The following is a 13,369-nucleotide window of genomic DNA, read 5'->3' as shown; positions in this document are numbered from 1 at the left end:
GGCTCGCGACGCCGCTCTGCCATCGTTTGAAGCCAAATTGAAGAACCTGATTGTCACCCTCGATCGCGCCGGCGAGTTCGACGAGATCATCGACGTGCGCACGCCGCTCGAGTTCGCCGAGGACCACATCCCCGGCGCGCTGAACGCGCCCGTGCTCAGCAACGAAGAGCGCGTGCTCGTCGGCACGATGTACCGGCAGGTGTCGCCGTACGATGCGACGCGCGTCGGCGCGGCGATCGTCGCGCGCAACATCGCGCGTCATCTCGACTCGACGTTCGCCGACCGGCCGCGCAACTGGCGGCCGCTGATCTATTGCTGGCGGGGCGGTAAACGCTCCGGCTCGATGACGACATGGTTCAACCTGATCGGCTGGCAGGCGCGCCAGCTCGACGGCGGCTACAAGGCGTACCGCCGCTCGGTCTGCACGGCGCTCGACACGCTGCCGGCCCGGTTCCGCTACATCGCGCTCGTCGGCCACACGGGGTGCGGCAAGACGCGGCTGTTGCAGGCGCTGCGCGACGTCGGCGCGCAGACGCTCGATCTCGAGGCGCTCGCGCGCCATCGTGGCTCGCTGCTCGGCGCGCTGCCGGGCGTGCCGCAGCCGTCGCAGAAGGCGTTCGATTCGGGTCTCGTCGAGACGCTCGGGCGCTTCGATCCGGCATGGCCGGTGTTCGTCGAATCCGAGAGCCGCAAGATCGGGCTCGTGCAGCTGCCGCTCGCGCTGCTGCAGGCGTTTCACGCGGGGCCGTGGGTGCAGGTCGACGCCGCGCACGACGAGCGCATCGCGTTCCTGCTCGACGATTACGGCCACCTGTTCGACGAGCCGGCCGCGTTCAAGGCGCAGCTCGAGCGGCTGATCGGCCTGCACAGCCGCGACGAGGTCGCCCGCTGGGGCGCGCTGATCGACGCCGGTGCGCGCGCGGAACTGTTTGGCGAACTGATCGACCGGCATTACGATCCCGCCTATGCGCGCACCTACCGCGAGCAATTCGGCAAGCCGAGCCGGGCGCTGACGTTCCGGTTCCGGCCCAATGCGGGCGACGCCCGCGATCAGGCAACGGCGCTGCTCGTGCAGCTTGCGCAGGCGGGTCTGCAGGCGACAGCCGGCAGTGTGGCATCCACGACAGGCATTCAGCAGAGAAAATGACGACCACACGCACTTCACTCAATCCCGCGTTCGGCTGGATGACCTTCCTGCTGATCGCGGTCGCGGGGCTGTTCTACGTGAAATGGTTCCCGTACTACAACAAGGCGTTCGTTGCCGCCGAGCACCACTCGATCGGCCAGTCGATCCTGATGGGCACGTCGTCGGCGCCGCCGGAGCCGTCGCTGAAGGCCGCGCTCGACTACGCGTGGGCGTACGGCAAGGCGATCTGGCAGGCGATGGTGCTCGGGCTGCTGCTCGGTTCGGCGGTGCAGGCGCTGCTGCCCGTGCACTGGGTCGCGCGTGTGCTCGGCAAGACGGGTTTCGGCAGCGTCGCCGCGGGCGGCCTGCTGTCGCTGCCGGGGATGATGTGCACGTGCTGCGCGGCGCCCGTCGTCGCCGGCCTGCGTGAGCGGCACGCGTCGCCGGGCGGCGCGGTCGCGTTCTGGCTCGGCAATACGGTGCTGAACCCCGCGGCGCTGGTGTTCATGGGCTTCGTGCTCGGCTGGCACTGGAGTGCGCTGCGGCTCGTGCTCGGCATCGCGATGGTGTTCGGGATCGGCTACCTGCTGAACCGCATTGCGCGTCCGGAGGACCGCAGCATCGACGACACGCGGCTTGCGGCGCTGGCAGCCGAACAGGCGGCGGCCGGCAATTCGTTCGTGCGCTGGATCAAGATACTGGCGCGGATGACCGTGCGGCTCGTGCCCGAGTACATCGTGCTCGTGCTGCTGCTCGGCGCCGCGCGCGCGTGGCTGTTCCCGCACATCGGCCCGGAGATCGGCAACCACATCGGCTGGATCGTCGCGTTCGCGATCGCCGGCACGCTGTTCGTGATTCCGACGGCAGGCGAGGTGCCGATCATCCAGGCGATGCTGTCGCTCGGCATGGGCGTCGGCCCGGCCGGCGCACTGCTGATGACGCTGCCGCCGATCAGCGTGCCGTCGATTGCGATGCTCGCACGCTCGTTCAAGCCGTACATGCTGGTGATCGTCTCGGTGCTCGTCGTGTTGTTCGGGATCGCGAGCGGGCTGCTCGCGCTCGCGTTCGGGTTCTGACGGAGCACCAGTCGCGGGTGTCCGGCCGCGAATGTCCGGCCCTGGCCGTGCGGCCGCCGGCGCAACGATGGGCCGGGACACCCTGTCCGGATGCGTGGGCGGAGACCTCAGGCGGGCGGCACGCCGCCGAGGCCTGCCGATCGGACGTCCGGGCCGGCACAGGTAATCGTCATATTCACCCGGCGCCGCCGCTTCGTGCGTGCGGCGCCACCCACAAGAAGCAATCAGGAAAACGCATGACCCAACCCAAGATTCATCCTCGACTCGAAAAGGCGCTGACGCGCGGCGATCTCGCGATTCGCCAGGCCAATTCGGCGCGCGCGACCGCCGTGCTGAGCGCACTCGGCGCGATGATCGTCGAGGCGTCCGCAACGATCGGCGTCGATGCCAGCATCGACATTCCGCAGGGCGACCGCACCTACGATCCGGTCAACGGGCTGTGGCCGCAGAAGATGCTCGTGTCGTTCGACGGTCCGATCGACGACGCGGATCCCGAAGAGCTGCGCTCGGTCTATCTGGTGGCCGACGATCCCGGTACGCAGTTCCGCGTCGAATGGCATCGCGCCGACGGCAAGCTCGGTCGCCATGAGGGCGGCCCGCTCGCGACCGTCGCGTTCCTGACGGACGTCGAGATTCCCTGGAGCGACGACGACGAGTGACGGCGTGCATGCGCCGCGCGAGCGGCTTCGTGCGCGACACCGCCGGCACAAGCAGCGGCTCCGGACTCCCGGGGCAGGCGAGTCGCCGCGCCGGACGGGCGGGTGAAACGCGCGGTGCGCGAGACCAGCGGCTGACGTGCCAGCGATGTGCAATACGCGAGCGCATCGCACGCGGGCGTTCCCGGTGCGCAATGCACCGGTGTCAGCGCATCATTCGCCGCCGGAACAGCCATGCAGACAGCAGGAAACCGCCGATCGCATAGCCGGCCAGCACGGCGACGTGCGTGCCGACATGCGACGCGGGCCGGCCGAGCATCGCGGGCCGGATCAGCTCGACCGCGTGCGCGAGCGGCAGCGCATGCGCTGCATGCTGCGCAATTTCCGGCAGCTGCGTGAGCGGAAAGAACACGCCCGACAGCAGCAGCATCGGCGTCAGCACGAGCGTCTGATAGAACATGAAGAAATCGTATGACGGCGCCAGCGCGGTGACGATCATTGCAGCGCTGGCGAACGCGAGGCCGGCGAGCGCGATCACCGGCAACGCCGTGAGCATCGACGGGAAGCTCGCGTAGCCGAGCAGGCCTGCGACGATCATGATCGCGGCGCCCGACAGCATGGCCTTGCTGGCTGCCCAGACGATCTCGCCGAGCACGATGTCGCCGAGCGCGAGCGGCGTATGCATGATCGCTTCCCACGTGCGCTGCACGTGCATCCGCGAGAAGCCCGAATACATCGCTTCGAAGCTCGCCGACATCAACACGCTCGAGCCGGCCGTGCCGGCCGCGAGGAACGCGATGTACGACACGCCGTCCACGTGGCCGAGCATCAGGCCGAGACCGAAACCGAGCCCGAACAGGTAGATCATCGGATCCGCGAGATTGCCGATCATCGACGCGACCGCGAGCTTGCGCCAGACGAGGTAGTTGCGGCGCCAGACCGCGAACCAGTTGGTCGCGTTGGCGGGCATCGCGATCGCGAAGCGCGATTCGCGCGGCGGCGCGGACGGGGCGGAAGTGGAATAGTCGCGTACGTCCATGATCGGTCAGTCCTGCATTTCGCGGCCGGTCAGCCGCAGGAATACGTCCTCCAGATTGGCGGGTCGATGCAGATAGCGCAATCCGGCGCGGCCCTTGAGCCGCGCGTTCAGCGGCTCCGGATCGCTCACGTAGCAGAACAGCGTCTCGCCGCTGATCTCGGTACGCACCGCGTAGGCGGCGAGTTCGTCGCGCAGCGCGGACGGCTCGGGACCGTAGATCTCGATCACGTCGCAGCCGATTTCCGATTCGATCAGCGCGTGCGGCGCGCCTTCGGCAATTTTTCGGCCTTCCTCGATCACGCACAGGCGATCGCACAGGCGCTCGGCTTCCTCCATGAAGTGCGTGGTGATCAGGATCGTCTTGCCGCGTGCAAGCAGCGAGCGCAGCCGCTCCCACATCAGGTGCCGCGCCTGCGGATCGAGCCCCGTCGTCGGCTCGTCGAGCACCAGCACGTCCGGATCGTTGACGAGCGCGCGGGCGAGCGTCAGCCGCCGCTTCATGCCGCCCGACAGCTCGCTGACCTTCGCATCCGCCTTGTTCTCGAGCTTCGCGAATTCCAGCAGCGACGGCACGAGCGCGCGTGCGTCATGGGCCGACAGGCCGAAATAGCGGCTGAACACGAGCAGATTCTCGCGAACCGTGAAATCCGGATCGAGATTGTCGAACTGCGGAACGACACCGACCCGCTGACGGGCAAGGCGCGCGCGCGACGGCACCGGTTCGCCGCACAGCGAGATCGTGCCGGCGTCCGGGTAGGCGATGCCGAGCAGCATTTTCAGTGTCGTGGTCTTGCCGGCGCCGTTCGGTCCGAGGAGGCCGTAGCACTCGCCGGCGTGCACGCGAAACGACAGGCCGTTGACGACGAGCTTGCCGCCATAGCGCTTTTCGACATTCTGGAAATCGATCGGTGCGACGGACATGGGCGAGATTGTCGTTGGAGGTGTAGCGTATCAAACGTGTCCGGCGAACGCGTGCGCCATTACCGGTGCGCGATCACCGGCGCGCGGACGGTTCGGCCGGGCGCGCGTCGCACGGTCATGGTCCGGTGCGGCGACGTTTCGCGACACGCATGCGTGATGCGAATATGCGACACCGACGGGCCATTCTAGTGCATCGGTTGCATCTCTTCAGGGCGCGCATGCGCGATACGCGGGCAACATGCGGCGGATCATGCACTGCATCATCGCGAACAGGCCGCACGGGGCGAATCAGCGTTTTCCATCCCTTGCGTCCTGAATTGCGGCGCACCATGATGATTGCGTAGGGTTCGTTGTTGCGATAGGGAGGTTTCATGGCTAGCTACAACAAGATTCTGCTGTGCTACGACGGCACGCTCGAGGGACGCAAGGCATTGCGTTGCGGTGCCAATCTCGCGATGGACCTGAAGGCCGAGACGCATCTGTTGTCCGTCGTCGACATGCGTTCGAGCATCGCGCAAAGCGCCGGGCTGCTGACCGATGTCGCGTGCGGCCGTTTCGAGGAAACCGCGCGCGAAATCCTGCAGGAAGGGGTGGACTGGCTGCGCGAGCGGGGACTGCAGGCCGAAGGCCATTTCGCGTTCGGCTACCCGATCGACGAAATCGCGAATCTCGCATCGGAGCTGAAAGTCGACCTGATCGTGGTCGGGCACCGCTGCCGCAGCGGACTGTCGAGATGGTGGATGGGGTCAGGCAACACCCAACTGCTCGATCGGGTGAGCTGCAGCATCCTGGTGGCCTGCTCGACGGCGGAAGAACAGAAGGCCGAAATCGCCCGTGAACGCGACGCCGCGACGGTGAAGTGAGTGCCCGATGTGCGCGCCTGACCGGCGCCGGCTCACGCCGTGCGCCGGGTGCGGCCGGGACCGGCATGCCGCCGGTTCAGTCGTGCAGTTCGACCGCGGACAGCTTCCACGAAAACAGACCTTCGCGGTGGAAGATCGCCGCGTAGCGCGCGCCATCGACGTTGCGCCGGTAGGTGACGACAAATTCGTCGATGTTCCTGTATCCGGCGCTCGTTGGCCGTCTCTCGGGCGCGGCTGCGTGCGCCTGGTCGGTTGGCGGCGACGGCGGCGATGGCGCTGCTGCCGGCGCGCTGCCCGCGGGCGGATTCGCCGCGCCGGCAGCCTGCGTGCCCGAAGCGCCGCCCGGCGGTTGCGCCGCCCATTCGGGCGGACGCTCGCCCGGATTGCCGCGCGGCGGTATCCCGCTCATCAGCGCAGCGACGCCTTCGGGCGTTGCATACGCATCAACCAGCGGCCCGATCAACGCGGAGCCGATCAACGCGCCGATTATGGCGAACGGATTGTTGTCCTGCCGCTTCGGGTCGATCCGGCGCATCAACTCGTCGGTGACCTGCTGCTTGAGACTGATGCGCAGCGACGGAAAATCGACATAGTCGCTGACCGTTTGCGCATCGCGCGCATCGATCGCCGCTTTCAGGCGGCCGAGCGCGACATACGGTGACGCGTATGCGTAGCCGACCGCCGCAAGCACGGCGGCCACCAGCACAACGATCAACAGGGGTTTGAGCCGCTTCGCGCGGCCCGGTGCGTGATTCACGGCGCCTCCGGTGCGGGAACCTTCCGCAATCAGAGACCACCCTGCGCGGCAGAACGTTCCTCCGCAATACAGCGATCGATCATCCGGCACACCGCATCGATCGTCCCGACCATGATCAGGCGCGACCGGCCGTGGTAGACGCGCACCGGCGCACGACGCGCGGGCTCCGCGTGATTCAGTCCGGCGTTCAGCGATACCCGCGCGAACGCGGGCAGCGCCGACGGCAGCAGGGACGCATGCGGTTCGACTGCGACTTCTTCATGACCGACGGGCGCCGCGGACAGCGGCGCGCAGGGTGTGCGGCCGCGCAGGTGACGCAGACGGCCGAATTGACGGAAAGGCAGCAGGCGGGCAAGGCGTTCCATGTTGTTCTCCTGAGCGAGACGGATTGTCAGAATTCGCCCGAGCGGATCAGCCCGACGGCGATGCCTTCCAGCGCGAATTCCGCGCTGCCGGCCTTGACGAAGATGTTTTCGTAATCCGGGTTCTCCGCGATCAGCTCGAGGCCGCCGGGGCGGCGCTTCAGGCGCTTGACCGTGACGTCGTCGCCGAGACGCGCGACGATGATCTGGCCGTCCTTCGCTTCCGTGCGCTTCTGCACGGCGAGCAGGTCGCCGTCGAGGATGCCGGCGTCGCGCATCGACAGGCCGCGGACCTTCAGCAGGTAGTCGGGCTTGCTGGAGAACAGCGCGGGATCGCACGCGTAATGCTGCGAGATGTGCTCCTGCGCAAGGATCGGGCTGCCTGCCGCGACGCGGCCGACGAGCGGCAGCGACAGCTGCATCAGGCCTGCATGCGGCAGCGTGAACTGGTGCGGCGCGTCGTCGATGCCGAGCAGGCGGATGCCGCGCGACGCGCCGGCTGCCAGCTCGATCACGCCTTTGCGCGCCAGCGCGCGAAGGTGTTCTTCGGCCGCATTCGGCGAGCTGAAGCCCAGCTCGGCCGCGATCTCGGCACGGGTGGGCGGGAAGCCGGAGCGCTCGATCGCGCGGCGGATCAAGTCGAACACTTGCTGCTGGCGGGCGGTGAGTTTGGTCATGGCTCAACTGTATGGATAGACAGTGAGCTGTATTTTTATACAGTACTTCGCGAATTTCAAGTGTTACGTGAGGTTCGTCGCGATCGCGGCGATTCCGGCGCGATCCCGCGACGTCCGGACGCCGGTTCGTCTGCCGCAACCGTCCGTCCCGTCTGCGTTAGCACTTTTGAGTATTAAAAAATGAAGAACGATTATTTTTAATCATGTAACCCGTTCGTTAGACTGGCCCGCACATCGCAAGACCGACAACATGACCAACAACGCGGGAGAACGACGGATGGTGAAGCGCAACACGGGGCTGGTGGGCGGGGTAAGCCGCCTGATCGCAACATTCGCGCTGGGCGCGGCCGCGGCGCTGGGCGTCGCGGCGCATGCCCACGCCGATACGCCGTTCCTGAACGTGTCGTACGACCCGACACGCGAGCTGTACCAGGATTTCAACCAGGCGTTCGGCAAGGAATGGAAGGCGAAGACGGGCGAGACCGTCAACTTCAAGCAGTCGCACGGCGGCTCCGGCGCGCAGGCGCGTTCGGTGCTCGACGGGCTGCAGGCGGATGTCGTGACGCTCGCGCTCGCTTACGACATCGACGCGCTCGCGAACAAGGGACTCGTCGGCAAGGACTGGCAAAAACGCCTGCCCGACAACGCGTCGCCGTATACGTCGACGATCGTGTTCCTGGTGCGCAAGGGCAATCCGAAGGGCATCAAGGACTGGGACGATCTGACCAAGCCGGGCGTGTCGATCGTCACGCCGAACCCGAAGACATCGGGCGGCGCGCGCTGGAACTATCTCGCCGCGTGGGCGTACGCGGTGCACAAGCCGGCCGGCAACGAGCAGACGGCGAAGGACTTCGTCACGAAGCTCTACAAGAACGCAGGCGTGCTCGACTCCGGTGCGCGAGGCGCGACGACGAGCTTCGTGCAGCGCGGTATCGGCGACGTGCTGATCGCGTGGGAGAACGAGGCGTTCCTGTCGATCAGGGAATTCGGCGCGGACAAGTTCGAGATCGTCGTGCCGTCGGTGAGCATCCTGGCCGAGCCGCCCGTCGCGGTGGTCGACAAGGTGGTCGACAAGAAGGGCACGCGCAAGCTCGCCGACGCGTACCTGAACTTCCTGTACAGCCCGCAGGGCCAGGAGATTGCGGCGCGCAACTACTACCGGCCGCGTTCGAAGAACGTGCCGGCGGAACTGACGAAGCAGTTCCCGAAGCTGAAGCTGTACACGGTCGACGACACGTTCGGCGGCTGGACGAATGCGCAGAAGACGCATTTCGCGGACGGCGGCGTGTTCGACTCGATCTACAAGCCGCAATGACGACACGGGCACGGCGGACATAAGGCGGACATAACGACAGCGGCGCGCCACGGCAAGCGCCGCACACCCGACGGTACGCCGGCGCGACTCACAGCGCCGGCGCGCGCGTCGGACCCATGAGATTCGACCCAGCAAGAGCATCCGATGACGACGTACACCTTTCGCAAGCCGAGCGCGCTGCCCGGCTTCGGCGTGACGCTCGGCATCACGGTGGCCTATTTGAGCCTCGTGGTGCTGATCCCGCTCGCCGCCACCTTCCTGAAGACCGCGACGCTGTCGTGGGACCAGTTCGTCGCAGCCGTCGCGTCGCCGCGCGTGCTCGCGTCGTACCGGCTGACGTTCTCGGCCGCGCTCGGCGGCGCGCTGATCAACGCCGTGTTCGGCTTCCTCGTCGCGTGGGTGCTCGTGCGTTACACGTTCCCGTTCAAGCGCGTGGTCGACGCGATCGTCGACCTGCCGTTCGCGCTGCCGACGTCGGTCGCCGGCATCTCGCTCGCGGCCGTCTACGCGACCAACGGCTGGGTCGGCCAGTACCTCGCGCCGTTCGGCATCAAGATCGCGTTTACGCCGCTCGGCGTGCTGGTCGCGCTGACCTTCATCGGCCTGCCGTTCGTCGTGCGCACCGTGCAGCCCGTGCTCGAGGATTTCGAGCGCGAGCAGGAAGAGGCGGCCGCGTGCCTCGGCGCGTCGCGCTGGCTGACGTTCCGCCGCGTCGTGCTGCCGGCCGTGCTGCCGGCGCTGCTGACGGGCTTCGCGCTCGCGTTCGCGCGCGCGCTCGGCGAATACGGCTCGGTGATCTTCATCGCCGGCAACGTGCCGATGAAATCCGAGATCACGTCGCTCCTCATCATCACGAAGCTCGAGCAGTATGACTACGCGGGCGCGACCGCGCTCGCGGTCGTGATGCTCGTCGTGTCGTTCCTGATGCTGCTGCTGATCAACACGCTGCAGTGGTATCTGCAGCGCAGGACGAGCCGTGGCTCGTCCGGCAAGGGCGCGAGCGGTCCCGCGCCTGCGATCGCCGCTGCAGCCGCCACCGCAGGAGGCCAGTCATGAGCCAGGAGGCCAGCACCGTGCTGAAAACCCCGTCTTCCGCGGCGCGTGCGCGCGCCGCACGACAGCTCGACCCCGTCAGCGAGCCGCGCGCGGTGCGCTGGCTGCTGACCGGCGTCGCACTCGCATTTCTCGGCTTCTTCCTCGTCGTGCCGCTCGCCGCGGTGTTCGTCGAGGCGTTGAGGAAAGGCGTCGGCTTCTACGTCGAGTCGCTCGCCGATCCGGACGCGTGGTCGGCGATCAAGCTGACGCTGACCGTCGCGGTGATCGCGGTGCCGCTCAACCTCGTGTTCGGCGTGTGCGCATCGTGGGCGATCGCGAAGTTCGAGTTCCGCGGCAAGGCGCTGCTGACGACGCTGATCGACCTGCCGTTCTCGGTGTCGCCGGTGATCTCGGGCCTGATCTACGTGCTGCTGTTCGGCGCGCAGGGCTGGCTCGGGCCGTGGCTGCAGGCGCACGACGTGCAGATCATCTTCGCGGTGCCCGGTATCGTGCTCGCGACGATCTTCGTCACGTTCCCGTTCGTCGCGCGCGAGCTGATCCCGCTGATGCAGGCGCAGGGCAGCGACGAGGAGGAGGCCGCACGCGTGCTCGGCGCGTCCGGCTGGCAGATCTTCCGCCGCGTGACGCTGCCGAACGTGAAGTGGGGCCTGCTGTACGGCGTGATCCTGTGCAATGCGCGCGCGATGGGCGAGTTCGGCGCGGTGTCGGTCGTGTCCGGCCACATCCGCGGGCAGACCGACACGATGCCGCTGCACGTCGAGATCCTGTACAACGAATACAACTTCGCGGCCGCGTTCGCGGTGGCGTCGGTGCTGGCGTTGCTCGCGCTCGTCACGCTCGCGCTGAAGCTCCTCGCGGAGCGTCACCTTGCAGCCGATCTCGCCGGCGCGCGCGACGCCGTTCCCGCGCACGCCGGTCCCGCCGTCACCTCGTCGAATCCGTAAAGAGGCAACCAGAATGGGCATCACCGTACGTCATCTCCAGAAGCGCTTCGGCGATTTCACGGCACTCGACAACGTGTCGCTCGACTTTCCGGCGGGCGAGCTCGTCGCGCTGCTCGGGCCGTCCGGCTGCGGCAAGACCACGCTGCTGCGCGTGATCGCGGGCCTCGAGCACGCGGACGCGGGGCAGGTCGTGCTGCAGGGGCAGGACGTCGCGTCGGTCGGCGCGCGCGACCGCCAGGTCGGCTTCGTGTTCCAGCATTACGCGCTGTTCCGTCACATGACCGTATTCGAGAACGTCGCGTTCGGGCTGCGCGTGAAGCCGCGCCGAGAGCGGCCGTCGGACGCCGCGATCCGCGACAAGGTGCACGAATTGCTGAAGCTCGTGCAGCTCGACTGGCTCGCACAACGCTATCCTTCCGAGCTGTCGGGCGGGCAGCGGCAGCGCATCGCGCTCGCCCGCGCGCTCGCGGTCGAGCCGAAGGTGCTGCTGCTCGACGAGCCGTTCGGCGCGCTCGACGCGAAGGTCCGCAAGGAACTGCGCAGCTGGCTGCGGCGCCTGCACGACGACCTGCACATCTCGACGATCTTCGTCACGCACGACCAGGAGGAAGCGCTCGAGGTTGCGGACCGCATCGTCGTGCTGAACCGCGGCCGCGTCGAGCAGGTCGGCAGCCCGCAGGACGTCTACGATCATCCGGAAAGCGCGTTCGTCTACGAATTCCTCGGCGCGGCGAACCGGCTGCCGGGCACGGTCGCCGATCGTGGCTTCGTCGCCGCTGGCGCCGCCGCGCCGATCGCGGTCGATGCCGATTTCGCGGGGCCGGCGAACGCCTACGTGCGCCCGCACGACCTGCAGCTTCGGCCGGCGGACGGCGGGCATCGGGACGGCATCGCGGTCGACGTGCGCCGTGTCGTGCCGCTCGGCGGCTCGGTGCGCGTCGAGCTCGAGGCGCGTTCCGGCGGCGCGCTCGAGGCCGAACTCGATCGCGACGCGTGGCGCGCGCTCGCGCTGCAGGTCGGCGACGGCGCGACGGCCGTGCCGCGCGCGGTGCGCGTGTTCCCGGCGCGTTGACGCTTGCACGCCCGGCAACGCAGGCAACGGATTCATCAAACAACCAGATAAAAGACAGCCTAAGAGGCATACCCATGAACTTTCAGCAACTGCGCTTCGTGCGCGAGGCCGTGCGCCAGAACATGAACCTGACGGAGGTCGCGAACGTGCTGTACACGTCGCAGTCGGGCGTGTCGAAGCAGATCAAGGACCTGGAGGACGAGCTCGGCGTCGACATCTTCATCCGGCGCGGCAAGCGGCTGACGGGCCTCACCGAGCCCGGCAAGGCCGTGCACCAGCTGATCGAGCGGATGCTGCTCGACGCGGAGAACCTGCGCCGTGTCGCGCGCCAGTTCGCGGACCAGGACAGCGGCCACCTCGTCGTCGCGACGACCCACACGCAGGCGCGCTACGCGCTGCCGAAGGTGATCCGCCAGTTCACGGAAGTGTTCCCGAAGGTGCACCTCGCGCTGCGGCAGGGCAGCCCGCAGCAGATCGCGCAGATGATCCTGAACGGCGAGGCGGATCTCGGCATCTCGACCGAGGCGCTCGACCGCTATTCGGACATCGTCACGTTCCCGTGCTACTCGTGGCATCACACGGTGGTCGTGCCGAAGGACCATCCGCTTGTCGGCCGCGAAAACCTGACGCTCGACGACATCGCCGAATATCCGATCATTACCTACGACCAGGACTTCACGGGCCGCTCGCACATCGACCAGGCGTTCGCGCAGGCGGGCGCGGTGCCGGACGTCGTGCTGACCGCGATCGACGCGGACGTGATCAAGACCTACGTCGAGCTCGGCATGGGAATCGGCGTCGTCGCGGCGATGGCGTACGACCCGCTGCGCGACACGGGCCTCGTCGCACTCGATACGCAGCACCTGTTCGAGGCGAGCACGACGCGGGTCGGTCTGCGCAAGGGCGCGTTCCTGCGCGCGTATGCGTACCGGCTGATCGAAATGTTCGCGCCGCACCTGAACGAGGCCGAGATCGCCGGACAGTTGCGCGAAGCCGTCTGACGGCGACGCGCGTGCATTGCTCGCCGCGCCGTCCGGCTTCGGGATGGCACCGGCAGGCAGGGGCGCGCGGCGGCATCGCTGCCGCTTCGTTCCCGGGCGCATCGCGCGTCATTCGTTCGCGCCTGGCATCAAGTCATCGCGCGCGCCCGAGATCATGTTTCATCGCGACGCAATCATCCGCCGTTCGCGATTCGTCGAAAATCCGCGATTCAAAAATGCGCTAATGCGAGTCGGCGCGTGCATATCGGCTGCCATTCACGATTTTGCGAATCGGAACCGCATTGCAGTGGTAAATTCCCACATTGCCGATTGCGGCGATTATTTCCCGGTCAGTCCGGAAAGCGTTGATTGACGATCCACGGCCCGGCAGCGCATCCGGGGCGTCGGGTCGGACGTTGTGCCGCGCAGGGCCCAGGCGGCCGCCGCGCCGCAGGCAGCATGAGGCATCGTGAATGGTGGCTTGAGTCAACGTGAGACATGCGCGCAATTCGTGGCGATTCTCGG

15 protein-coding genes are annotated in these 13,369 nt (G+C 67.3%); 10 read left to right on the top strand and 5 right to left on the bottom strand.

The features are described 5' to 3' along the window. Positions 1-37: 37 nt before the first annotated feature. The 3 genes from mnmH to ACV229_RS03655 all read left to right on the top strand — a co-directional run bounded on the left by mnmH (position 38) and on the right by ACV229_RS03655 (position 2,861). Positions 38-1,147: a tRNA 2-selenouridine(34) synthase MnmH gene (mnmH, locus tag ACV229_RS03665; protein ID WP_448081763.1), complete on the top strand. Its 1,110-nt coding sequence runs from the start codon at positions 38-40 to the stop codon at positions 1,145-1,147. Continuing rightward, positions 1,144-2,202 carry a permease gene (locus ACV229_RS03660; protein WP_448081762.1) on the top strand — a complete coding sequence of 353 codons (1,059 nt, stop codon included), beginning with the start codon at positions 1,144-1,146 and terminating at the stop codon, positions 2,200-2,202. Before mnmH ends, ACV229_RS03660 begins: the two co-directional genes overlap by 4 nt. A 236-nt stretch (positions 2,203-2,438) precedes the next feature. Beyond that, the gene (locus tag ACV229_RS03655) at positions 2,439-2,861 is read left to right on the top strand and encodes a hypothetical protein (RefSeq protein ID WP_448081761.1); all 423 of its coding nucleotides are present in this window, start codon (positions 2,439-2,441) and stop codon (positions 2,859-2,861) included. Between the two features lie 202 nt (positions 2,862-3,063). On the opposite strand, the gene ACV229_RS03650 is transcribed toward ACV229_RS03655, so the two are convergent. Further along, positions 3,064-3,897 (bottom strand): ABC transporter permease, encoded by an 834-nt coding sequence (locus tag ACV229_RS03650; protein WP_448081760.1) that lies wholly within the window; start codon positions 3,895-3,897, stop codon positions 3,064-3,066. A gap of 6 nt (positions 3,898-3,903) precedes the next feature. Then, a complete protein-coding gene (nodI, locus tag ACV229_RS03645; protein ID WP_448081759.1) occupies positions 3,904-4,818 on the bottom strand; it encodes a nodulation factor ABC transporter ATP-binding protein NodI in 915 nt (304 codons plus the stop codon). 371 nt (positions 4,819-5,189) lie between these two features. Here nodI and ACV229_RS03640 point away from each other — a divergent pair, with 371 nt between their 5' ends. Further along, positions 5,190-5,681 (top strand): universal stress protein, encoded by a 492-nt coding sequence (locus ACV229_RS03640; protein ID WP_448081758.1) that lies wholly within the window; start codon positions 5,190-5,192, stop codon positions 5,679-5,681. 76 nt (positions 5,682-5,757) lie between these two features. On the opposite strand, the gene ACV229_RS03635 is transcribed toward ACV229_RS03640, so the two are convergent. From ACV229_RS03635 to lexA, 3 genes are read right to left on the bottom strand one after another with little or no spacing between them, the layout of a single operon-like run. Further along, entirely contained in the window at positions 5,758-6,438 is a 681-nt protein-coding gene (locus ACV229_RS03635; protein ID WP_448081757.1) for a DUF2939 domain-containing protein, read from the bottom strand. A 29-nt stretch (positions 6,439-6,467) separates the two neighbouring features. Next, entirely contained in the window at positions 6,468-6,803 is a 336-nt protein-coding gene (locus tag ACV229_RS03630; RefSeq protein WP_448081756.1) for a hypothetical protein, read from the bottom strand. Positions 6,804-6,829: 26 nt separating this feature from the next. After that, positions 6,830-7,477, bottom strand: a complete 648-nt coding sequence (gene lexA / locus ACV229_RS03625; protein WP_448081755.1) for a transcriptional repressor LexA — start codon at positions 7,475-7,477, stop codon at positions 6,830-6,832. A gap of 277 nt (positions 7,478-7,754) precedes the next feature. Between lexA and ACV229_RS03620 the strand changes: the two genes are divergently transcribed. From ACV229_RS03620 to ACV229_RS03595, 6 genes are all read left to right on the top strand, one after another. Next, positions 7,755-8,792 carry a sulfate ABC transporter substrate-binding protein gene (locus tag ACV229_RS03620; protein WP_448081754.1) on the top strand — a complete coding sequence of 346 codons (1,038 nt, stop codon included), beginning with the start codon at positions 7,755-7,757 and terminating at the stop codon, positions 8,790-8,792. 144 nt (positions 8,793-8,936) lie between these two features. After that, positions 8,937-9,848: a sulfate ABC transporter permease subunit CysT gene (cysT, locus tag ACV229_RS03615; RefSeq protein WP_448081753.1), complete on the top strand. Its 912-nt coding sequence runs from the start codon at positions 8,937-8,939 to the stop codon at positions 9,846-9,848. Then, the gene (gene cysW, locus ACV229_RS03610) at positions 9,845-10,792 is read left to right on the top strand and encodes a sulfate ABC transporter permease subunit CysW (RefSeq protein ID WP_448081752.1); all 948 of its coding nucleotides are present in this window, start codon (positions 9,845-9,847) and stop codon (positions 10,790-10,792) included. The genes cysT and cysW overlap by 4 nt, the downstream gene beginning before the upstream one ends. Positions 10,793-10,805: 13 nt before the next feature. Then, entirely contained in the window at positions 10,806-11,864 is a 1,059-nt protein-coding gene (locus ACV229_RS03605) for a sulfate/molybdate ABC transporter ATP-binding protein (protein ID WP_448081751.1), read from the top strand. Positions 11,865-11,938: 74 nt separating this feature from the next. Further along, positions 11,939-12,865, top strand: coding sequence for a CysB family HTH-type transcriptional regulator (locus tag ACV229_RS03600; protein WP_448081750.1), 927 nt, complete (start codon positions 11,939-11,941; stop codon positions 12,863-12,865). Positions 12,866-12,881: 16 nt separating this feature from the next. After that, on the top strand, positions 12,882-13,217 hold the full coding sequence (locus ACV229_RS03595; RefSeq protein ID WP_448081749.1) for a hypothetical protein: 336 nt from the start codon (positions 12,882-12,884) through the stop codon (positions 13,215-13,217). The last annotated feature ends 152 nt before the right edge of the window (positions 13,218-13,369 follow it).

The organism is Burkholderia sp. MR1-5-21 (genome assembly GCF_053427715.1).
The sequence above is the reverse complement of the archived record's forward strand: the minus strand, read 5'-3'. Positions and strand labels throughout refer to the sequence as shown.